Annotated in this window: 21 protein-coding genes, 1 tRNA gene and 1 pseudogene; 7 read left to right on the forward strand and 16 right to left on the reverse strand. The window is 66.3% G+C overall.

What is annotated here, in order from left to right; genetic code table 11:
- Positions 1–8: 8 nt before the first annotated feature.
- Entirely contained in the window at positions 9–722 is a 714-nt protein-coding gene (gene rpiA, locus ACAM57_RS18835; protein WP_369658480.1) for a ribose-5-phosphate isomerase RpiA, read from the reverse strand.
- Between the two features lie 40 nt (positions 723–762).
- Between rpiA and ACAM57_RS18840 the strand changes: the two genes are divergently transcribed.
- Complete coding sequence (locus tag ACAM57_RS18840) at positions 763–1,848, forward strand: quinone-dependent dihydroorotate dehydrogenase (RefSeq protein ID WP_369658481.1); 1,086 nt, start codon at positions 763–765, stop codon at positions 1,846–1,848.
- A 21-nt stretch (positions 1,849–1,869) separates the two neighbouring features.
- Here the strand turns inward: ACAM57_RS18840 and ACAM57_RS18845 are convergent, their stop codons facing one another.
- The 4 genes from ACAM57_RS18845 to ACAM57_RS18860 all read right to left on the reverse strand — a co-directional run bounded on the left by ACAM57_RS18845 (position 1,870) and on the right by ACAM57_RS18860 (position 4,366).
- Entirely contained in the window at positions 1,870–2,583 is a 714-nt protein-coding gene (locus ACAM57_RS18845) for a phage holin family protein (protein ID WP_184638625.1), read from the reverse strand.
- 60 nt (positions 2,584–2,643) lie between these two features.
- Positions 2,644–2,940, reverse strand: coding sequence for a DUF883 family protein (locus tag ACAM57_RS18850; protein WP_125949733.1), 297 nt, complete (start codon positions 2,938–2,940; stop codon positions 2,644–2,646).
- Between the two features lie 159 nt (positions 2,941–3,099).
- Positions 3,100–4,203, reverse strand: coding sequence for an NAD(P)/FAD-dependent oxidoreductase (locus ACAM57_RS18855; protein WP_369658482.1), 1,104 nt, complete (start codon positions 4,201–4,203; stop codon positions 3,100–3,102).
- 40 nt (positions 4,204–4,243) lie between these two features.
- The gene (locus ACAM57_RS18860; protein ID WP_126018747.1) at positions 4,244–4,366 is read right to left on the reverse strand and encodes a stereocilin; all 123 of its coding nucleotides are present in this window, start codon (positions 4,364–4,366) and stop codon (positions 4,244–4,246) included.
- 261 nt (positions 4,367–4,627) lie between these two features.
- On the opposite strand from ACAM57_RS18860, the gene ACAM57_RS18865 reads away from it, so the two are divergent.
- A complete protein-coding gene (locus ACAM57_RS18865) occupies positions 4,628–5,230 on the forward strand; it encodes a peptidoglycan recognition family protein (protein ID WP_184638629.1) in 603 nt (200 codons plus the stop codon).
- Positions 5,221–5,604 carry a hypothetical protein gene (locus ACAM57_RS18870; RefSeq protein WP_369658483.1) on the forward strand — a complete coding sequence of 128 codons (384 nt, stop codon included), beginning with the start codon at positions 5,221–5,223 and terminating at the stop codon, positions 5,602–5,604. Before ACAM57_RS18865 ends, ACAM57_RS18870 begins: the two co-directional genes overlap by 10 nt.
- Before the next feature lie 91 nt (positions 5,605–5,695).
- Here ACAM57_RS18870 and ACAM57_RS18875 read toward each other — a convergent pair.
- From ACAM57_RS18875 to uvrB, 10 genes are all read right to left on the reverse strand, one after another.
- Positions 5,696–5,770 (reverse strand) — tRNA-Val (locus tag ACAM57_RS18875).
- Between the two features lie 96 nt (positions 5,771–5,866).
- Positions 5,867–6,574 (reverse strand): DNA polymerase III subunit epsilon, encoded by a 708-nt coding sequence (gene dnaQ, locus ACAM57_RS18880; RefSeq protein WP_126018738.1) that lies wholly within the window; start codon positions 6,572–6,574, stop codon positions 5,867–5,869.
- A 64-nt stretch (positions 6,575–6,638) separates the two neighbouring features.
- Positions 6,639–6,977: an ISC system 2Fe-2S type ferredoxin gene (gene fdx, locus ACAM57_RS18885; RefSeq protein ID WP_019653159.1), complete on the reverse strand. Its 339-nt coding sequence runs from the start codon at positions 6,975–6,977 to the stop codon at positions 6,639–6,641.
- A 9-nt stretch (positions 6,978–6,986) separates the two neighbouring features.
- Positions 6,987–8,849, reverse strand: a complete 1,863-nt coding sequence (gene hscA / locus ACAM57_RS18890) for a Fe-S protein assembly chaperone HscA (RefSeq protein ID WP_369658484.1) — start codon at positions 8,847–8,849, stop codon at positions 6,987–6,989.
- A 4-nt stretch (positions 8,850–8,853) separates the two neighbouring features.
- Positions 8,854–9,372 carry a Fe-S protein assembly co-chaperone HscB gene (hscB, locus tag ACAM57_RS18895; protein ID WP_369658485.1) on the reverse strand — a complete coding sequence of 173 codons (519 nt, stop codon included), beginning with the start codon at positions 9,370–9,372 and terminating at the stop codon, positions 8,854–8,856.
- Positions 9,373–9,440: 68 nt separating this feature from the next.
- A complete protein-coding gene (iscA, locus tag ACAM57_RS18900) occupies positions 9,441–9,764 on the reverse strand; it encodes an iron-sulfur cluster assembly protein IscA (RefSeq protein WP_026346233.1) in 324 nt (107 codons plus the stop codon).
- A 1-nt stretch (position 9,765) separates the two neighbouring features.
- Positions 9,766–10,188, reverse strand: a complete 423-nt coding sequence (iscU, locus tag ACAM57_RS18905; protein ID WP_126018730.1) for a Fe-S cluster assembly scaffold IscU — start codon at positions 10,186–10,188, stop codon at positions 9,766–9,768.
- A 55-nt stretch (positions 10,189–10,243) separates the two neighbouring features.
- Positions 10,244–11,464 carry an IscS subfamily cysteine desulfurase gene (locus ACAM57_RS18910; protein WP_184638635.1) on the reverse strand — a complete coding sequence of 407 codons (1,221 nt, stop codon included), beginning with the start codon at positions 11,462–11,464 and terminating at the stop codon, positions 10,244–10,246.
- Between the two features lie 91 nt (positions 11,465–11,555).
- Complete coding sequence (gene iscR / locus ACAM57_RS18915) at positions 11,556–12,092, reverse strand: Fe-S cluster assembly transcriptional regulator IscR (RefSeq protein WP_007828186.1); 537 nt, start codon at positions 12,090–12,092, stop codon at positions 11,556–11,558.
- Between the two features lie 234 nt (positions 12,093–12,326).
- Positions 12,327–14,444, reverse strand: coding sequence for an excinuclease ABC subunit UvrB (gene uvrB, locus ACAM57_RS18920; RefSeq protein WP_369658486.1), 2,118 nt, complete (start codon positions 14,442–14,444; stop codon positions 12,327–12,329).
- A 105-nt stretch (positions 14,445–14,549) separates the two neighbouring features.
- Here uvrB and ACAM57_RS18925 point away from each other — a divergent pair, with 105 nt between their 5' ends.
- The 4 genes and pseudogenes from ACAM57_RS18925 to ACAM57_RS18940 all read left to right on the forward strand — a co-directional run bounded on the left by ACAM57_RS18925 (position 14,550) and on the right by ACAM57_RS18940 (position 18,609).
- Positions 14,550–15,746 (forward strand): amino acid aminotransferase, encoded by a 1,197-nt coding sequence (locus ACAM57_RS18925; RefSeq protein ID WP_126018722.1) that lies wholly within the window; start codon positions 14,550–14,552, stop codon positions 15,744–15,746.
- Between the two features lie 157 nt (positions 15,747–15,903).
- Positions 15,904–17,310, forward strand: coding sequence for a polyhydroxyalkanoate depolymerase (locus tag ACAM57_RS18930; RefSeq protein ID WP_369658487.1), 1,407 nt, complete (start codon positions 15,904–15,906; stop codon positions 17,308–17,310).
- Positions 17,294–17,974 (forward strand): annotated as a pseudogene (locus ACAM57_RS18935) (RnfABCDGE type electron transport complex subunit B); the annotation flags it as partial. The gene ACAM57_RS18930 and the pseudogene ACAM57_RS18935, both read left to right, overlap by 17 nt.
- A complete protein-coding gene (locus ACAM57_RS18940; RefSeq protein WP_369658488.1) occupies positions 17,971–18,609 on the forward strand; it encodes a LysE family translocator in 639 nt (212 codons plus the stop codon). The pseudogene ACAM57_RS18935 and the gene ACAM57_RS18940, both read left to right, overlap by 4 nt.
- A gap of 112 nt (positions 18,610–18,721) precedes the next feature.
- Here ACAM57_RS18940 and yedA read toward each other — a convergent pair whose 3' ends face one another.
- A complete protein-coding gene (yedA, locus tag ACAM57_RS18945) occupies positions 18,722–19,633 on the reverse strand; it encodes a drug/metabolite exporter YedA (protein ID WP_369658489.1) in 912 nt (303 codons plus the stop codon).
- Between the last annotated feature and the right edge of the window lie 21 nt (positions 19,634–19,654).

Here is a 19,654-nt window from a genome sequence, read left to right on the forward strand (position 1 = left end):
CTTCAACCTCAGCCCGCGAACTCCATCGTCTTCACGCCGGCCGCGGTGCCCAGCAGGCACACGTCGGCCTTCTGGTGCGCGAAGACGCCGACCGTCACCACGCCCGGCCATTGGCTCACGGTCGACTCGAACGCCAGCGGATCGGTGATGCGCAGCCCCGTCACGTCGACGATGTGCTGGCCGTTGTCGGTGACCAGCGGCAGGCCGTCCTTCTCGCGCACCTGGGCGATGCCGCCCATGGCCGCGAACTGGCGCATCACGCGTTGCGCGGCCATCGGGATCACCTCCACCGGCAGCGGGAAGGCGCCCAGCACCTGCACCAGCTTCGACTCATCTGCAATGCAGACGAACTTGCGCGATTGCGCCGCGACGATCTTCTCGCGCGTGAGCGCGGCGCCGCCCCCCTTGACCATGAAACCGCGGTGATCGATCTCGTCGGCGCCGTCGATGTAGACCGACAGTTCCTCAACCTCGTTGCTGTCGAACACCGGAATGCCCAGCGCGCGCAGGCGTTCGGTCGAGGCGACCGAGCTGGAGACGGCGCCCTTGATCTCGTCCTTGATCGTGGCCAGCGCGTCGATGAACTTGTTCACCGTCGATCCGGTACCGACACCGACGATTTCGCCCTTGACCACGTAGGCCAGCGCGGCACGGCCGACCTGGGCCTTGAGTTCGTCCTGGGAAAGCGGTTTGGAGGGGGTTGGGGAGGCGGGTGCGGTCATCACGGACAATCCTTGGCTCATTGAAGCCCCGAATTATCCGATGCCCCTGCTGATGCCCTCCTCGCTCTACGGCCTGGCCCGCCCCTTCCTGTTCGGCTTCGACCCCGAAACCGCCCATGAAATCACGCTGGACGGGCTGGCGCGCACCCAGAACACTCCCCTGGCCTGCGCCTATTCGGCACCGCGCGTCGACGATCCCGTCGAGCTCGCCGGCCTGACCTTTCCCAACCGCGTGGGCCTGGCGGCCGGGCTGGACAAGAACGCCCGCTGCATCGACGCCTTCTCCGCCATGGGCTTCGGCTTCGTCGAGGTCGGTACGGTGACGCCGAAGGCCCAGCCGGGCAACCCCAAGCCGCGCATGTTCCGGCTGCCCCAGCGCGACGCGCTGATCAACCGGCTGGGCTTCAACAACGAGGGGCTGGACGCCTTCCTGGCCAACGTGCAGAAGGCACGCTTCCGCAAGAACGCCAGCAGTGCCAAGTCGCCGATGCTGCTGGGCCTCAACATCGGCAAGAACGCCGCCACGCCCATCGAGCGCGCGGTGGACGACTACCTGGCCTGCCTCGACGGCGTGTACCCGCATGCCGACTACGTGACGATCAACATCTCCAGCCCCAACACCGCCAACCTGCGCTCGCTTCAGAGCGACGAAGCCCTCGACGCCCTGCTCGGCGCAGTGGCCGATCGGCGCGAAACCCTGACCACGCGCCATGGCGGCAAGCGCTCGCCGCTCTTCGTGAAGATCGCGCCCGACCTCGACGAAGCACAGGTCTCGGTGATCGCAGCCACGCTCAAGCGCCACGGCATGGACGGCGTGATCGCAACCAACACCACGCTGGCGCGCGATGCGGTAAAGGGCTTGCCTCATGCGGAGGAAGCGGGAGGCCTGTCGGGCGCACCGGTGCGCGAGGCGAGCAACCGCGTGGTCGCGCAGCTGCGTGCGGCGCTGGGAGCGGGCTTTCCGATCATCGGCGTGGGGGGCATCCTCAGCGGCGCCGACGCCAAGGCGAAGATCGCCGCAGGCGCGGACGTGGTGCAGATCTACACCGGCCTGATCTATCGCGGCCCGGCGCTGGTCCGCGAAGCGGCCCAGGCGCTGCTGCACGATCGCGGCAGCAAGGCCTGAGCGCCTTTTCTCTTCAGTCTCTCAGCGCATGCGCCAGAGCACTGGCGCAATGACCGCAGCCCAGCGCAGCAGACGCTTCGGCCGGATCACCACCACGGCAGCCGCCGCGACGACGCCGGTGGCCACCGGGTGCGCACGCGCGATGCGCAGCGCGGCAGCGGCGGCGGACTCGTTGGGCGGAGGGGCATCCGCCTCGGGCGCGGGCTGAGTCTCGCGCCCGCCCTGCATCGTCGCGATGCGCTGGCGCTGGATCTCCATGCGAGCAAGCAGTTCTTCGCGCGTGGCCGGACGGCGGACGCGGCGCGGTGCTTCCTCGTCCTCCCCTGGGTCCTTGCCGAGGCCGAAACGCTCCTGGGCCCAGGCCCAGTCACGCTCGAACTCCCGGCGAGCAGGCACGAAACTGTTGGACGCATTGCGCAGGGTCAGCAGCAGCCCGATGACGGCCGCCAGCCAGAGCGCGATCCAGACGCCAGCCACCGACCATGCGGCGGTGACGCGGTGAGGCGTGTCCCAGAAGTTCACCACCACCGCCACGGACAGCAGAGCCACCGTGACCGTGGTCAGCCCCAGCACGGCCAGGCCGAGGACGAGCATCAGCTTTAGCCGCTGCTTCTCGTCTTCCCAGGCCATGCGCAGCAGTTGCACCCGGTCCTCGGCCGCCAGGGCGCCCTCGGCCGCGGCGATGCGCAGCCGACGGATGCGGGCGTTCAGTCCGAACAGGGAAAGCAGCCTCATCGGCTGGTCCCTGTCATGCCCGGGTGAACGGGAACGCCGCTGCTGCCGTGCACTACCGGGTCAGCGGCGGCCAAGCAGCAGGCCCACCAGCACGCCGACGGCCAATGCGGCGCCGGCGATCTGCCATGGTTCGTCGTGGGCGTAGGCGTTGGCGGAGCTGGCCGCTTCGCGGGCCTTCTTGGCGGCGAGCTTGCTCTTCTCCGCCGCGAGTTCGCGTGCGATGGCCAGCTTGGTGTCGATGCGCTGGCGCAGCGCCTTGATGTGGGGAACCGAATCCAGGTCCTTGCTCGCCAGCACGCCGCGCACGTCGCTTGCAATGTCTTCGGCTGCCGCTTCAAGATTTTGGGATGCACTCATTGGAAACTTTCCTCCGTGATGACACCGGCACCGCGCCGGCGGCTTCGCGCCAGCAAGTGGCGTGCTGTCATGTTACAGGCTCGAAAGGACCTCAGGCGCTACAGATGTGCAGACTTTGTCGCACGATGGGTATCGGCTGACGCCTGCCCCCCTCCGCAGTCATGCTTCGGCCAGCAGCCGGGCGACGTACAGCCCGATGGCCAGACTGCTCGTGAGGCCGGGCGACTCGATGCCGAACAGGTTCACCAGCCCCGGCACGCCGTGCGATGCGGGCCCGTCGATCATGAAGTCAGCGGCCGGCTCGCCGGGCCCCGAAATCTTGGGCCGCATGCCCGCATAGCCCGGAATCAGCGCGCCATCCGGCAGCGCGGGCCAGTACTTGCGGACTTCGGAGTAGAAACCCTCGCCGCGCGAGGGATCCACAACCAGTTCGCCGGGAGATGAAACCCATTGCACGTCCGGCCCGAACTTGGCCTGGCCGCCCAGGTCGATCGTGAGATGCACGCCCAGCCCGCCCGGCTCGGGCACGGGGTAGACGAGCCGGCCGAACGGCGCACGCCCCGACAGGGTGAAGTAGTTGCCCTTGGCGAAGTACTCCTTCGGCACCGACGACGGCGGCAGGCCCTCGAAGCGCCGGGCCAATGCCGGGGCCCCGAGGCCCGCCGCATTGACCACGCTGCGGCAGCGCAGCACGGTGCCGTCTTCGGCCGCCAGCACGATGGCGCCATCACCGCACTCCGCGCGCGTGATCGGCGACTTCAGCGCCAGCATCCCGCCCGCGTTCTCCAGATCGCCCAGCAAGCTCAGCATGAGGGCATGACTGTCGACGATGCCGGTGCTGGGCGAATGCAGCGCAGCCACGCAGTGCAGCTGCGGCTCCATCGCAATGGCCTGCCGTGCCGTGAGCAGGACAAGGTCATCGACACCGTTCGCCGCCGCCTTCTGCTGGATGGCTTCGAGCTGGCCGGCCTGCTCGGGCGAGGTGGCGACGATCAGCTTGCCGCAGCGCTGGTGCGGCACGCCGCGCTCGGCCGCGTAGGCGTAAAGCAACTGCTTGCCCTCGACGCACAGCTTCGCCTTGAGCGAGCCCTGCGGGTAGTAGATGCCGGCATGAATGACTTCGCTGTTGCGCGAACTCGTTCCTGTGCCGATGGCCCCTTCGGATTCGAGCACCAGCACCTCCCGGCCCGCGAGCGCCAAGGCGCGTGCCGCTGCCAAGCCCACCACACCACCGCCGATGACGGCGCAATCAATTTCGTCCATCGCGCGAGCTTAGCGCGGCTTGCGCGGGAGCTTCGCTATCTCAGTGCGCGGACGGGGGCGGCTCGGGATCGGTGGGCTCGTCGGGCGGCGTCTCGGGTCCTTCGTCGGGCTCGACGGGCAGGTCGGGCGCGACGGGCGGCGGAATGTCGGGATGAGTGGCCATGGCTGCGCTCCTTTCCTTCTGGTTCTAGGTCATCGGTGCGAGAAATTCGACAGCTGCGGGCTGCATCTGCCGTCGGCGCGGGCCGACAACGGGCGACACGAGCTTCGTGACACGGTAATGACGACTGTTGCAGGATCGTCGCCCGGAGGTCGCGTTACTACTTCCTGCGACTTGGGCATCGACGGTGGATGTGTTGTACTGGCCCGTGCTGCCGGAGCACGGCAGGCAACCGTCATCGCGTCACTTTCTTCAGGGAGAGAAATGTCCACCATCGATGCAAACGGGATGCTGATCGACCCCAAGGTGATCCTGCGACGATCACCGGGAATCGAACACGGCACCCTTCCCAGCGTGCTCGCCATCGTCGTTCACCAGACCGACTCGGGCACCGCCGAATCCAGCCTCAACGGCTACCAGGCGGGCGGCAATGGCGCCCACTTCCTCATCGACAAGAACGGTCAGATCTACCAGACGGCGAGCGTTCTCGCGCGTTGCTATCACGTCGGCAAGCTGATCAAGTCGAAGTGCCTGACCATCAACAAGAGCAGTTGCGACACGGGTGCAATGGCGAAGATGCTGGCGATGTCGTGGGTCAACCAGATCAACGCCATCGACGCGCACGAGCGCGCGAAGCCGTATCCGGACCGCTATCCGGTGAACAGCGACTCGATCGGCATCGAGCTGGTCGGCATGCACATCGACGACAAGAACTACGAGGCCGTGACCGCTGCGCAGAACAGCTCGCTGCAGTGGCTCATCGAGGTGCTGTATGCGCAGTTCAATCTCAAGCCGGAAGATGTCTACCGGCACCCGACGGTGTCGTACAAGAACCCTGGCGAAGCGAGTTCGGCGATATGGAAGTGAGACTCCGCGCGGTGGGTCTCGCAATCGGGGCCTTGCTGCTTTCCTCTTGCGCGACGACTCGCGACACCGCTTTCAGCAACATCTACGTTGCGGACTTCCACTCCGACTCGCCGGCCACCTGCCGCAGCTCCGACGTGCCACGCAGCCATGGACAGGCGCGCGAGTTCTTCTCGAAGGCACGCGAGGTCGACTACAAGACGCTGCACGACAACTACGAACTGGCACCCTGCTACGCCGAGGGCACGCTTGTGAGGCAGGGCAAATCGTGCGACTGGCAGATCCGCGCCGGCGCGACGGGTTCGGTGCAGTGCGCAGAGCAGAAGCTGTACTTCGCATGCGACAACTGCGCCGACCTGTTCGGCACCACGAAGTAGACAAAGACGAGAGAGAAAGCGAAGACGGGCTGAAGACAAGCCCGACGCACAAAACAAAAAAGCGACCTGGAAATCCAGGTCGCTTTTTGATTGGTGGGCGGTGGAGGCTTCGAACCTCCGACCCCAGCAGTGTGAATGCTGTGCTCTACCCCTGAGCTAACCGCCCTCGGCACCGCTGCTTTTTGCCTCGGTGCCTAGAAAACGTATCGCGTTCTGCGAAGCCTCAGATTATGCCATAGCTTTTCAGCTGCTTTCAAGAAACTCAGACGTTTTCTCGAAACAGCGTCCGGCCGCCACTCGATTTATCGAGCTGGACCAGCACGGCCTCGTGTGCGGTGAGCTCATGCTCGGCCGCCATGATCACCGGCAACTCGAACTGGCTCAGGTCGACGGCCACCACGGTGGTGCCCTGCACAGGCTCCGCGGCGGCCACGTCGATGAGCAGCGCGTCCTGCCCGCGCGTGAGGTTGATGTAGACGTCAGCCAGCAGCTGCGCGTCGAGCTTGGCGCCGTGGAAGGTACGGTTCGAACGGTCGACGCCAAAACGGTCGCACAGCGCGTCGAGCGAGTTGCGCTTGCCCGGATACACCTGCTTGGCCATGGCCAGCGTGTCGGTCACTTCGCCGACGAAGGTGCGCAGCGGCGGCAGGCCCGCGCGCTCGAACTCCTTGTTGAGGAAGCCGACGTCGAAGGCCGCGTTGTGAATGATGATCTCGGCGTCGCGCAGGTACTCGACGATGTCGTTGGCCAGCGTGCCGAACTTGGGCTTGTCGCGCAGGAAGTCGGTCGTCAGGCCGTGGACCTTGAGCGCGTCCTCATGGCTCTCGCGCTCGGGGTTGAAGTAGATGTGCAGGTCGTTGCCGGTGAGCTTGCGGTTGAACAGCTCCACGCAGCCGAGCTCGATGATGCGGTCGCCGTTCTCGGCCGAGAGACCGGTGGTTTCGGTGTCGAGGACGATCTGGCGGCTCATCGAAGCACCTCCGTGCTTCGCACTGCGGTACAAGCTTGCTTGGGGCGGCCCGGCGCTGCGCTCATCAGTGGTTTTCCTTGGCGTGGTTGATCGAGTACTTTGGAATCTCGATCGTCACATTCTCCTGCGCCAGGATCGCCTGGCAACTCAGGCGCGACTGCGGTTCCAGGCCCCAGGCGCGGTCGAGCAGGTCTTCCTCGCCCTCTTCCGCCTCGTTCAGCGAGTTGAAGCCTTCGCGCACGATCACGTGGCAGGTGGTGCAGGCGCAGCTCATCTCGCAGGCGTGCTCGATGTCGATGTGGTTGTCGAGCAGCGCCTCGCAGATCGAGGTGCCGGCGGGCGCGGTGATTTCTGCGCCTTCGGGGCAGTACTCTGGATGCGGGTAGATCTTGATCGTGGGCATGCTGTTGTTCTAGAGGGATTCGACCTTGCGCCCGGCAAGCGCGCGCGCGATGCCCGCGTTCATGCGCTGTGCGGCGAAGGCTTCGGTGTCGTCGGCCAGCTTCTTGGTGGCGGCCTCGATGGCCGCGGCTTCGTTGCTGCCCTTGGCGGCTTCGCGCAGCTGCGCCATCGATGCGTCGATGGCCGCGCGCTCTTCGTCGTTCAGCAGGTCGCCATCGGCATCGAGCGCGCTCTGCGTGGCCAGCAGCATGCGATCGGCATCGACGCGCGCCTCGACCAGCGCGCGGGCCTGCATGTCCTGTTGCGCGGTGGAGAAGCTTTCCTGCAGCATGGTCGCGATCTGGTCGTCCGACAGGCCATACGAGGGCTTGACCGCCACGCTGGCCTCGACGCCGCTGCCCTGCTCCTTCGCGCTCACGCTCAGCAGGCCGTCTGCGTCGACCGTGAAGGTCACGCGGATGCGCGCCGCGCCGGCCGCCATCGGCGGAATGCCGCGCAGCGTGAAGCGCGCGAGGCTGCGGCAGTCGGAGACGAGGTCGCGCTCGCCCTGCACCACGTGCAGCGCCAGTGCGGTCTGGCCGTCCTGGTAGGTCGTGAAGTCCTGCGCCATCGCCGTCGGGATGGTCTGGTTGCGCGGCACGATGCGCTCGACGAGCCCACCCATGGTCTCGATGCCGAGCGACAGCGGGATCACGTCGAGCAGCAGCAGTTCGCCCGCACCGTTGTTGCCGGCCAGTTGATTGGCCTGGATGGCGGCGCCCAGCGCCACGACTTCGTCGGGATTCAGGTTGACCAGCGGCTCGCGGCCGAAGAAATCGGCCACCGCGCGGCGGACCTGCGGCATGCGCGTGGAGCCACCCACCAGAACGATGCCCTTGAGCTCTTCGGCCTTGAGCTTCGCGTCGCGCAGTGCCTTGCGCACGGCGGCGATGGTGCGGTCGGTCAGCGGCTGGGTGGCGGCATAGAACTGCTCACGCGTCAGGTCGAGCGAAACGGTCTTGCCTGCGACCTCTGCCTTGAACACGACCGTCGCCGAATCGGTCAGGGCTTCCTTCGCCGCACGGGCGGCCACGAGCAACGCAGCCTTGTCGGCATCGCTGCCGGCCTGCAAGCCAGTCTGCGCGAGCACGAAGTCGGCCAGCGCATGGTCGTAGTCGTCGCCGCCGAGGGCCGAGTCGCCTCCGGTCGCAATGACTTCGAAAACGCCCTGCGTGAGCCGCAGGATCGAGATGTCGAAGGTGCCACCGCCCAGGTCGTAGACCGCGTAGACGCCTTCGCTCGCGTTGTCGAGGCCGTAGGCGATGGCCGCGGCCGTGGGCTCGCTGATCAGGCGCAGCACGTTGAGGCCCGCGAGCTGCGCGGCGTCCTTGGTCGCTTGGCGCTGGCCTTCGTCGAAGTACGCTGGCACGGTGATGACGGCGCCGTAGAGCTCGTCGTCGAAGGTGTCTTCAGCGCGGAAACGCAGCGTGGCAAGGATCTCGGCGCTGATCTCGACCGGCGACTTCTCGCCCGCCAGCGTCTGCACCTTGACCATGCCGCCGTCGCCGCTGCCGATGCGGTACGACATCGACTCGCGGTTCGCGATGTCGGCCAGGCCGCGGCCCATGAGGCGCTTCACCGAAGTGATGGTGTTGGCCGGGTCCTGTGCGCGAGCGGCCAGCGCGTCGAAGCCGATCTGGCGGCGATCGCCCTCGAGGTAGCGTACGGCCGAAGGCAGCAGCAGGCGGCCCTGGTCGTCGGGCAGGCATTCGGCCACGCCGTTGCGCACCGAGGCCACCAGCGAATGCGTGGTGCCGAGGTCGATGCCCACGGCGATGCGGCGCTGATGCGGGTCGGGCGCCTGGCCGGGTTCTGAAATCTGGAGAAGAGCCATGCCGTTATTGTCCCAACTGATCGAACTTGGCTTCGACGTCCTGCGCGAAGCGCTCAATGAACATGAGGGCTCTCACCTGCCTGGCCGCCGCCGGGTAGTCACCCTTCTCGTCGATCAGCCAGTCGAGCGACGAGAGCGCACGGGTGCGGCCAGCCTCGACTTCGGCGTTGAGCTTTTCGAGAGAAGCGATATCGGCGACGTCCTCGAGCGCCTCGCGCCATTCCATCTGCTGCATCAGGAAATCGGGCGGCATCGCCGTGTTGTTCTCGGCATCGAGCGGCGCGCCGTTCAGCTCGCAGATGTAGCTGGCGCGGCGGATCGGGTCCTTCAGCCGCTGGTAGGCCTCGTTGATGCGCACCGACCACTGCATGGCCACGCGCTGCGCCGCGGCGCCTTGCGCGGCGAAACGGTCCGGGTGGGCCTCCCGCTGCAGTTCCTTCCAGCGCGCGTCGAGCACGGCACGGTCCTGCGCGAAGGTCGCCGGGACGGCGAACAGTTGAAAGTCGGTGTCGTTCAGGTTCATGGCAAGAAAAAACCGCCAGCACATGACATGTTGGCGGCTGTGGTCGCAGTCAGCGACGGCGCATCAGCTCAGATGCGGAAGCTTTCCCCGCAACCGCAGCGGTCGCGCTCGTTGGGGTTGTTGAACTTGAAGCCCTCGTTCAGGCCCTCGCGCACGAAGTCGAGCTGCGTGCCGTCGATGTAGGCGAGGCTCTTCGGATCGACCAGCACCTTCACGCCGTGGTCTTCGAAGACCACGTCTTCCGGCGCCAGTTCGTCCACGTACTCGAGCTTGTAGGCCAGGCCCGAGCAACCCGTGGTCTTCACGCCCAGCCGCACACCCACCCCCTTGCCCCTCTTGCCGAGGTAGCGGGTGACATGTCGGGCAGCGGCTTCTGTCAGCGTGACGGCCATGTCAGTGGACAGCTTCGGCAGCGGCACCGGTTTCGGTCTTGACGCCGTGCTTGGCCTTGTAGTCGTTCACGGCTGCCTTGATGGCGTCTTCGGCCAGGATGGAGCAGTGGATCTTCACCGGCGGCAGCGCCAGTTCCTCGGCGATCTGCGCGTTCTTGAGCGCGGCCGCTTCGTCGAGCGTCTTGCCCTTGACCCATTCGGTCACGAGCGACGACGAGGCGATGGCCGAGCCGCAGCCGTAGGTCTTGAAGCGAGCGTCTTCGATCACGCCGGTTTCGGGGTTGACCTTGATCTGCAGCTTCATAACGTCGCCGCAAGCCGGTGCGCCGACCATGCCGGTGCCGACGGAGTCGTCGCCCTTTTCGAAGGAGCCGACGTTGCGCGGGTTTTCGTAGTGGTCGATGACCTTGGAAGAATATGCCATGGTGTACCTCTCAAACTTTGTTCAATCGTGGTGCCTGGTGCGGGTCTGACCTGCGTCAGTGGGCCGACCACTGGATCGTGCTGATGTCCACGCCGTCCTGGAACATCTCCCACAGGGGGCTCAGCTCGCGCAGCTTGGCAACGTTGTGCTTGATGGTCGAAATGGCGTAGTCGATCTCTTCTTCGGTCGTGAAGCGGCCGATGGTCATGCGAAGGCTGCTGTGGGCCAGTTCGTCGCTGCGGCCCAGGGCGCGCAGCACGTAGCTGGGCTCCAGGCTGGCCGAGGTGCAGGCCGAACCCGACGACACCGCCAGGCCCTTGATGCCCATGATCAGCGACTCGCCCTCGACGTAGTTGAAGCTCATGTTCAGGTTGTGCGGCACGCGGTGTTCGAGGTCGCCGTTGATGAACACCTGCTCGACATCCTTCAGGCCGTCGAGCAGACGCTTCTGCAGACGGCGCGCGTGTTCGATGTCCTTGTGCATCTCCAGCTTGGCGATGCGGTAGGCCTCGCCCATGCCGACGATCTGGTGCGTGGGCAGCGTGCCCGAACGCATGCCGCGCTCATGGCCGCCACCGTGCATCTGCGCCTCGAGGCGCACGCGCGGCTTGCGGCGCACGTACAGGGCGCCGATGCCCTTGGGGCCGTAGGTCTTGTGCGAGGCCAGGCTCATCAGGTCGATGGGCAGCTTCGTGATGTCGATATCGATCTTGCCGGTGGCCTGGGCCGAATCGACGTGGAAGACGATGCCCTTCTCGCGGCAGATGTTGCCGATGGAGACCACGTCCTGGATCACGCCGATCTCGTTGTTCACGAAGAGCACGCTGACCAGGATGGTGTCGGGGCGGATCGCTGCCTTGAACTTTTCGAGGTCGACGAGGCCGTTTTCCTCGACGTCGAGGTAGGTGACCTCGAAGCCCTGGCGCTCCAGTTCGCGCATGGTGTCGAGCACGGCCTTGTGCTCGGTCTTCAGGGTGATGAGGTGCTTGCCCTTGCCCTTGTAGAAATTGGCCGCCCCCTTGAGCGCGAGGTTGATCGACTCCGTGGCGCCCGAGGTCCAGACGATCTCGCGCGGGTCGGCGTTGATCAGTTCGGCCACCTGGCCGCGTGCCTTCTCGACCGCCTCCTCAGCCTCCCAGCCCCATGCGTGGCTGCGCGATGCCGGGTTGCCGAAGTGCTCGCGCAACCAGGGAATCATGGCGTCGACCACGCGCGGGTCGACCGGCGTGGTGGCGCCGTAATCGAGATAGATCGGAAAATGAGGAGTTACGTCCATGGCTGGCTCGTGCTGGCGTGGGGGTTGTTCTTTGATCTGGGCTGCTCAGGCCGGCGCCCGAAGGCGCCGCCGGGACTCTGACTCAGCGCTTTCAGGACTTCGCGAATGCGTTCCCGAGCGCGAACACCGAATTCGGCGCGTTCACGCGAATCGGCTTGACCACCGGCTGCGCGGAGATGGCGCGCTTGACGACCGGCTTGTTCTCGATCTGCACGCCCTTGGCGATCTGGTCGTCGACCAGCTTCTGCAGGGTGACGGAGTCGAGGAACTCGACCATGCGCTGGTTCAGAGAGGCCCAGAGCTCGTGGGTCATGCAGCGGCCGGCTTCGCCGAGGCAGTTTTCCTTGCCGCCGCACTGGGTGGCGTCAATGGGCTCATCGACGGAGACGATGATGTCGGCCACGGTGATGTCCGCTGCCTTGCGGCCGAGGCTGTAGCCGCCCCCGGGGCCGCGGGTCGACTCGACCAGCTCGTGGCGGCGCAGCTTGCCGAACAGCTGTTCGAGGTACGACAGCGAGATCTGCTGCCGCTGGCTGATCGCGGCCAGCGTGACCGGACCGGTGTTCTGACGCAACGCCAGATCGATCATGGCTGTGACCGCAAAACGGCCTTTGGTAGTGAGACGCATCGCAAGCTCCTTCAAGTGCTTACCGTTGAAATGACACCTTGGTCCAGGACCGCGGTGACCTCGTCTCCGCCCTGCCCGCCCCCTGACGCTGGTGAACCAGCCGGTAGGAGTCGGTCCTTCATCGCGAAGTTCTTCTCTTTGTTGTTGAGTATTTCGCTCAAGTATAACAGAAGCCCCCGAGGTCTGCTCGGGTAAACCCCAGCGCGGGTTTGCGGGGAGATGCGAACGTCCGGCTTACTGCGCCAGACCGGCGATGTTGTCGCCGCCAGAGGCCCCGAACGCCTGCTCCCGCAGCAGCGCCAGCTGGTCGCGAACCCGGGCTGCCTTCTCGAATTCGAGGTTGCGTGCGTGCTCCAGCATCTGCTTCTCGAGCCGCTTGATTTCGCGGGCGATGTCCTTCTCGCTCATGTCCTCGACCTTGGCGCGCTCCAGGTCGAGCTTGGCCGCTTCCTTGCCGCTCTTTTCGCTGTAGACGCCGTCGATCAGATCGCGCACCTGCTTGACGATGCTGCGCGGCGTGATGCCGTTGGCTTCGTTGTAGGCGATCTGCCGGGCGCGGCGGCGCTCGGTTTCGCCGATGGCCTTCTTCATCGAGTCGGTCATCCTGTCGGCGTACAGGATGGCCTTGCCGTTCAGGTTCCGCGCGGCGCGGCCGATGGTCTGGATCAGCGAGCGCTCCGCGCGCAGGAAGCCTTCCTTGTCGGCGTCGAGGATCGCCACCAGCGACACCTCCGGAATGTCCAGCCCCTCGCGCAGCAGGTTGATGCCCACCAGCACGTCGAAAGTGCCCAGGCGCAGGTCGCGCAGGATCTCCACCCGCTCCACCGTGTCGACGTCGCTGTGCAGGTAGCGCACCTTCACGCCGTTGTCGCCCAGGTAGTCGGTCAGCTGCTCGGCCATGCGCTTGGTCAGCGTGGTGATCAGCACTCGCTCGTTCTTCTCGACGCGGGTGCGGATTTCGCCCAGCACATCGTCCACCTGGTGCGTGGCGGGGCGCACTTCGACCTCGGGGTCGATCAGCCCGGTGGGCCGCACCAGCTGCTCGACGACGTTGCCGGCATGGTCCTTCTCGTACTGCGCCGGCGTGGCCGAGACGAAGATGCACTGGCGCACCCGGGCCTCGAACTCCTCCAGCTTGAGCGGCCGGTTGTCCAGCGCGCTCGGCAGGCGAAAGCCGTACTCGACCAGCGTGACCTTGCGCGCCCTGTCGCCGTTGTACATGCCGCCGAGCTGGCCGACCATCTGGTGGCTCTCGTCGAGGAACATCAGCGCGTCCTTCGGCAGGTAGTCGGTCAGCGTGGGCGGCGGATCGCCCGGCGCGGCGCCCGAGAGGTGGCGCGTGTAGTTCTCGATGCCCTTGCAGTGGCCGATTTCCGAAAGCATCTCGAGGTCGAAGCGCGTGCGCTGCTCCAGCCGCTGCGCCTCCACCAGCTTGCCGGCGCCTACCAGTTCCTTGAGCCGGTCGGCCAGCTCGAGCTTGATGGTTTCCACCGCCGCCAGCACCTTGTCGCGCGGCGTGACGTAGTGGCTCGACGGGTACACCGTGAAGCGCGGCACCTTCTGCCGGACGCGCCCGGTCAGCGGGTCGAAGAGCTGCAGCGACTCGATCTCGTCGTCGAACAGCTCGAAGCGGATCGCCAGCTCGCTGTGCTCAGCCGGGAACACGTCGATGGTGTCGCCGCGCACCCGGAACGTGCCGCGGGCGAAGTCCTGCTCGTTGCGCGTGTACTGCATGCGGATCAGCTGCGAGATCAGGTCGCGCTGGCCGACCTTGTCGCCGACGCGGGCAATCAGCCGCATCTCCATGTAGTCCTCGGGCGTGCCGATGCCGTAGATGGCGCTCACCGTGGCCACGATGACCGTGTCGCGCCGCTCCAGCACGCTCTTGGTGGCCGACAGGCGCATCTGCTCGATGTGCTCGTTGATCGACGAGTCCTTCTCGATGAACAGGTCGCGCTGGGGCACGTAGGCCTCTGGCTGGTAGTAGTCGTAGTAACTGACGAAGTATTCGACGGCGTTCTTGGGAAAGAACTCGCGGAACTCGCTGTAGAGCTGCGCCGCCAGCGTCTTGTTGGGGGCGAACACGATGGCCGGGCGGCCCAGGCGGGCGATCACGTTGGCCATGGTGAAGGTCTTGCCCGAGCCGGTGACGCCCAGCAGGGTCTGGAACGACTCGCCGTCCTTCACGCCTTCCACCAGCCCCTCGATGGCCGTGGGCTGGTCGCCAGCCGGCGGATAGGGCTGGTAGAGCTCGAAGGGTGAACCCGGGAACTTGACGAACTCGCCCTGCTTCGCCGGCCCGATCGGGTCGAGTTTCTTCAGGTCTGCTATGGCTTCGTTGTTGTCTGGCATGGCTGTTCCCGACAGGTGGCGCTCGCGCCGGTAAAATTCAAGGCAACCGGAAAGCATAAAGCCACATCCGGTTGCAGCGCAGCTTTCATCCCAAAGGACCTTTCCATGTCTATGTTCACCGCGGTCGAAATGGCACCGCGCGACCCGATCCTCGGCCTCAACGAACAATTCGCAGCCGACACCAACCCCAACAAGGTCAATCTCGGCGTCGGCGTCTATTACGACGACAACGGCAAGCTGCCCCTGCTGCAGTGCGTGCAGGCGGCCGAGCAGAACATGATGAAAGCGCCCACCGCGCGCGGCTACCTCCCCATCGACGGCATCGCCGCCTACGACAACGCCGTCAAGGCGCTGGTCTTCGGTGCCGACAGCGAACCCGTCACCTCCGGCCGCGTGGCCACCATCCAGGCCATCGGCGGCACTGGCGGCCTGAAGGTCGGCGCCGACTTCCTGAAGAAGCTCAACCCCAACGCCAAGGTGCTGATCAGCGACCCGAGCTGGGAAAACCACCGCGCCCTGTTCACCAACGCCGGCTTCGAAGTCGAGAGCTACCCCTACTATGACGCCGCAAAGCGCGGCATCAACTTCGACGGCATGCTGGCCGCCCTCAACGCAGCCCCCGCCGGCACCATCGTCGTGCTGCACGCCTGCTGCCACAACCCGACCGGCTACGACATCACCCCGGCCCAGTGGGACCAGGTGGTCGCCGCCGTCAAGGCCAAGGGCCTGGTGCCATTCCTCGACATGGCCTACCAGGGCTTCGGCTACGGCCTGAAGGAAGACGGCGCCGCCGTCGCCAAGTTCGTCGAAGCCGGCCTGACCTTCTTCGTCTCGACCTCCTTCTCCAAGAGCTTCAGCCTGTACGGCGAACGCGTGGGCGCCCTGTCGGTGCTGTGCGAGAACAAGGAAGAAGCCGGCCGCGTGCTGTCGCAGCTCAAGATCGCCATCCGCACCAACTACAGCAACCCGCCCACGCACGGCGGCGCCGTGGTGGCCGCGGTGCTCGGCAACCCCGAGCTGCGCGCCCTGTGGGAGAAGGAACTGGGCGAGATGCGCGTGCGCATCAAGGCCATGCGCCAGGCGCTGGTCGACGGCCTGAAGGCCGCCGGCGTGAAGGAAGACATGAGCTTCATCACCACCCAGATCGGCATGTTCAGCTACTCTGGCCTCACCAAGGACCAGATGGTCCGCCTGCGCAACGAGTTCGGCGTGTACGGCACCGACACCGGCCGCATGTGCGTGGCCGCGCTCAACAGCAAGAACATCGGGCACGTCTGCGCTTCGATCGCCAAAGTCATCTAGGTGACAGCAATGTGTGAGGGAATCCGCCCGGGGCGACGATTCCTTCACACTCCCTCCGAGAAGAGCCCCGGCGGCGGGTGAATGTAGGGGTTAGGCCTCCTGCAATGCAGCGGATGCGCTGATATATTGCGCCGCAACATTCCACTCCAAGACTCCGATGCTCTATCAACTCTACGAAGCCCAGCGTTCCCTGATGGAGCCCTTCGCGGACTTCGCACAGGCGGCCTCCAAGCTCTACAGCCCCGGTGCCGTGTGGGGCCAGCTTCCGATCTCCCAGCGCATGGCCGCGAGCTACGACCTGCTCTACCGGCTGGGCAAGGACTACGAGAAGCCCGAGTTCAACATCAAGTCCGTCAAGGTCGACGGCGCGGAGGTCGTGATCCAGGAAGCCGTCGAGCTCGACAAGCCCTTCTGCGAGCTGCGCCGCTTCAAGCGTTTCACCGACGAGCCGCACATCCTCAAGACGCTCAAGAGCCAGCCCGTGGTGCTGATCGTGGCGCCCCTGTCGGGCCACTACGCCACGCTGCTGCGCGATACGGTGCGCACCATGCTGCAGGACCACAAGGTCTACATCACCGACTGGAAGAACGCGCGCATGGTGCCGCTGGCCGAGGGCGAATTCCACCTCGACGACTACATCAACTACGTGCAGGAATTCATCCGCCGGCTGCAGGCCGAGTACGGCAACTGCCACGTGGTGAGCGTGTGCCAGCCGACGGTGCCGGTGCTCGCTGCCGTGTCGCTCATGGCCAGCCGCGGCGAACCGCTGCCGCTCACCATGACCATGATGGGCGGCCCCATCGACGCTCGCAAGTCGCCCACGGCGGTGAACAACCTCGCGATGAACAAGAGCTTCGAGTGGTTCGAGAACAACGTGATCTATCGCGTGCCGCAGGGCTTCCCCGGCGCGGGCCGCAAGGTCTACCCCGGCTTCCTGCAGCACACCGGCTTCGTGGCGATGAACCCCGACCGCCATGCCAGCAGCCACTACGACTACTTCAAGGACCTCATCAAGGGCGACGACGCCAGTGCCGAGGCCCACCGCAAGTTCTACGACGAGTACAACGCCGTGCTCGACATGGACGCCGATTACTACCTCGAGACCATCCGCACGGTGTTCCAGGAGTTCGACCTGGTCAACGGCACCTGGGACGTCCGCAACCCCAAGGGCCAGGTGGAGCGCGTGCGGCCGCAGGACATCCACGCCACCGCCTTGCTGACGGTCGAAGGCGAGCTCGACGACATCTCCGGCTCGGGCCAGACCGAGGCCGCGCACAGCTTGTGCACCGGCATCGCCGACGACAAGCGCGAGCACTACGAAGTCAAGGGCGCCGGCCACTACGGCATCTTCAGCGGCCGCCGCTGGCGCGAACTGGTCTATCCGAAGGTGCTGAAGTTCATCGCGGCCAACGACCAGCCGCAAAGCCGTGCCAGCAGCCGCGGCGGCCTGGGTGCCGAAGACACCGTCAAACCCGGCCGCAGGATCCCCGCCTCCGTGGCCGCCAAGAAGTCGCCGGTGAAGAAGGCCGCGACCGTGGCGGCGAAGAAGCGCGCCGCCCGCTGAAGCGGCAGCGCATCGACAACGCAAAGTGAACGGGCTCGCCGCACGGATCAACGACGCACTGCCTCAGACGCAGTGCACACGTTGCGGCTACCCGGATTGCGCAGGCTACGCGCAGGCCGTGGCCGACGGCGAGGCCGGCATCAACCAGTGCCCGCCCGGCGGCGCGGAAGGCATAGAGCGGCTCGCCCGCATCACGGGCCGCCCCGCCCTGCCCCTCGACCCCCGGTTCGGCACCGAAGGCCCGCGCGCCATGGCCGTCATCGACGAGGCCTGGTGCATCGGCTGCACGCTGTGCCTCGACGCCTGCCCCACCGACGCCATCGTCGGCATCAACAAACGCATGCACACGGTGATCGAAGCCCATTGCACGGGCTGCGAGCTGTGCATTCCGGTCTGTCCGGTCGACTGCATCTCGCTCGAAGTCGAGACGCCGGGCCTCAGCGGCTGGCAGGCCTGGTCGGCAGAGCAGGCCTGCAGCGCGCGCAGCCGCTACGAGGTGCACGGCAGGCACCGCAACACCGACGCCCGGCTGGCCGAAACCGCCCCCGAGCCCGAGAATGCGCCGCAAGACGCCGACGCCCGCAAGCGCTCCGTCGTCGAAGCCGCCCTGGCGCGCGCCCGCGCCGCCTCCCAACAACGACGACCACCGGCTGCCAAACCATGACGCTCGACACCCTGCTCATCTACGTGATCGCTTCGCTCGCACTGGCCCTGATTCCGGGGCCGACGATGCTGCTGGCGCTGTCCAACGGCATCGAAGGCGGCATGCGCCGCGCGAGCTGGGGCATTGCCGGGGCATCGCTTGGCAGCATCACGCTGATCGCGGTCGTGGCGCTCGGACTGGGTTCGCTGCTGGCGGCTTCCGAATGGCTCTTCAATGCCATCCGCGTAGCCGGTGTCGCCTACCTCGTGTGGCTGGGCATCAAGCTCTGGCGCAGCGAGGCGACCGACCTGCGCACCGCACTGGCCAAGTCGCCGCTCGAGATGCGGCCGCAGGGGCGCATCGCCCTCGTGCGCAGCCTCGCGGTGGCGCTGTCGAACCCGAAAACGGTGCTGTTCTTCGCGGCCTTCCTGCCGCAGTTCGTCGACATCACGAAGCCGCAGGGCCCGCAATACCTGCTGCTCGGCGCCGTGTTCGTCGTGCTCGACACCTGCGTGATGCTGGCCTACGCGGGCGCCGGCACGCAGGCCGTGCGTTTCCTCTCGCAGCGGGGTATCAGGCTGATGAACCGCGGCTGCGCAGCCGGCATGTGGCTGCTCGCAGCTACTTTGGCCGTGTGGCGCCGCCCCGGCGCATAGCAAGGCTCTCCCCCAGGCTTCGCGTACTTCGTGTCGCTGCGCCCCCCCCCTTCCGGGGGCAACACCTGCGGCCCGGCGGAGCCGGTTCCGCGGTGTTCCTGACCAGCCCGGTTCAACCTCTGCGCTTGAAGAGCATCAGCAGCACGCCGGCCAGCACCACGGCCACGGCGTACCACTCGAAGCGGGTCACGGCCTCGTTGGCGATCCACACGCCCAGCAGCATCGCGATCACCGGGTTGACGAAGGTGTAGCTCGCGGCGAGCGCGGCCGGAGCCCTGGCCAGCAGCACCATGTAGGCGTTGAAGGCGATCAGCGAGCCGAACACCACCAGGTAGACCCAGGCGGCAAGCGCTTCGGGCTGAGGCGGCCAGCTCATGGTTTCGCCGGACACGGCCGCGAGCACCATCAGCACCACGCCACCGCAGAGCATCTCGCTCGCGAAGCCCATCGCGCCGGGCGCCAGCGGCAGGCTGCGCTGGCTCAGCACGCTGCCCAGAGACCAGCAGGCCGTGGCGATGCAGATGGCCACAAGGCCTTCTGGCGACGAGCGGAATCCGCTGCCCTGCGTGAGCATCAGCACGCCGACGAGGCCGAGCGCGATGCCGGCGGCCTCCAGCTTCGATGGCTTCACGCCCCAGATCAGGTTGAGCAACGCGATCAGCAGCGGAATCACCGCGATGAACGCCACCACCAGCCCCGAGCCGATCGACACCTCCGCGTAGGCAGTGCCGCCCATGCCGCCGCCCAGCATCAGCGCGCCGACGATCAGCGCATTGCGCCACTGCAAGAGCGAGGGCCACGGCGCCCCGCGCCAGCGCATCCAGGCCGCGAGGAGCACACCTGCGACCAGGAAGCGCGAGCCCATCTGCAGGAAAGGCGGAAAGCTGATCAGCGCGTACTTGATCGCGAGATAGGTGGAGCCCCACACCACCCATGTGGCGGCGAGGCAGAGCCACAGCAGCGGCGGCAGCCCGTGACGGGCGGTGCCGGATGCGGCTTGGGCGGGAGAAGCGAGGGTCGGCATGTCGATGGCGTCTCTTGTTGG

This window comes from Variovorax sp. V15 (assembly GCF_041154425.1).
Lineage (GTDB): Bacteria > Pseudomonadota > Gammaproteobacteria > Burkholderiales > Burkholderiaceae_C > Variovorax > Variovorax guangxiensis.

Excerpts from the sequence above, each read along its gene's own strand:
- rpiA (WP_369658480.1), bottom strand. The coding sequence starts at position 722 with ATGACCGCACCCGCCTCCCCAACCCCCTCCAAACCGCTTTCCCAGGAC.
- ACAM57_RS18840 (WP_369658481.1), top strand. The coding sequence starts at position 763 with ATGCCCCTGCTGATGCCCTCCTCGCTCTACGGCCTGGCCCGCCCCTTC.
- ACAM57_RS18845 (WP_184638625.1), bottom strand. The coding sequence starts at position 2,583 with ATGAGGCTGCTTTCCCTGTTCGGACTGAACGCCCGCATCCGTCGGCTG.
- ACAM57_RS18850 (WP_125949733.1), bottom strand. The coding sequence starts at position 2,940 with ATGAGTGCATCCCAAAATCTTGAAGCGGCAGCCGAAGACATTGCAAGC.
- ACAM57_RS18855 (WP_369658482.1), bottom strand. The coding sequence starts at position 4,203 with ATGGACGAAATTGATTGCGCCGTCATCGGCGGTGGTGTGGTGGGCTTG.
- ACAM57_RS18860 (WP_126018747.1), bottom strand. The coding sequence starts at position 4,366 with ATGGCCACTCATCCCGACATTCCGCCGCCCGTCGCGCCCGACCTGCCC.
- ACAM57_RS18865 (WP_184638629.1), top strand. The coding sequence starts at position 4,628 with ATGTCCACCATCGATGCAAACGGGATGCTGATCGACCCCAAGGTGATC.
- ACAM57_RS18870 (WP_369658483.1), top strand. The coding sequence starts at position 5,221 with ATGGAAGTGAGACTCCGCGCGGTGGGTCTCGCAATCGGGGCCTTGCTG.
- dnaQ (WP_126018738.1), bottom strand. The coding sequence starts at position 6,574 with ATGAGCCGCCAGATCGTCCTCGACACCGAAACCACCGGTCTCTCGGCC.
- fdx (WP_019653159.1), bottom strand. The coding sequence starts at position 6,977 with ATGCCCACGATCAAGATCTACCCGCATCCAGAGTACTGCCCCGAAGGC.
- hscA (WP_369658484.1), bottom strand. The coding sequence starts at position 8,849 with ATGGCTCTTCTCCAGATTTCAGAACCCGGCCAGGCGCCCGACCCGCAT.
- hscB (WP_369658485.1), bottom strand. The coding sequence starts at position 9,372 with ATGAACCTGAACGACACCGACTTTCAACTGTTCGCCGTCCCGGCGACC.
- iscA (WP_026346233.1), bottom strand. The coding sequence starts at position 9,764 with ATGGCCGTCACGCTGACAGAAGCCGCTGCCCGACATGTCACCCGCTAC.
- iscU (WP_126018730.1), bottom strand. The coding sequence starts at position 10,188 with ATGGCATATTCTTCCAAGGTCATCGACCACTACGAAAACCCGCGCAAC.
- ACAM57_RS18910 (WP_184638635.1), bottom strand. The coding sequence starts at position 11,464 with ATGGACGTAACTCCTCATTTTCCGATCTATCTCGATTACGGCGCCACC.
- iscR (WP_007828186.1), bottom strand. The coding sequence starts at position 12,092 with ATGCGTCTCACTACCAAAGGCCGTTTTGCGGTCACAGCCATGATCGAT.
- uvrB (WP_369658486.1), bottom strand. The coding sequence starts at position 14,444 with ATGCCAGACAACAACGAAGCCATAGCAGACCTGAAGAAACTCGACCCG.
- ACAM57_RS18925 (WP_126018722.1), top strand. The coding sequence starts at position 14,550 with ATGTCTATGTTCACCGCGGTCGAAATGGCACCGCGCGACCCGATCCTC.
- ACAM57_RS18930 (WP_369658487.1), top strand. The coding sequence starts at position 15,904 with ATGCTCTATCAACTCTACGAAGCCCAGCGTTCCCTGATGGAGCCCTTC.
- ACAM57_RS18940 (WP_369658488.1), top strand. The coding sequence starts at position 17,971 with ATGACGCTCGACACCCTGCTCATCTACGTGATCGCTTCGCTCGCACTG.
- yedA (WP_369658489.1), bottom strand. The coding sequence starts at position 19,633 with ATGCCGACCCTCGCTTCTCCCGCCCAAGCCGCATCCGGCACCGCCCGT.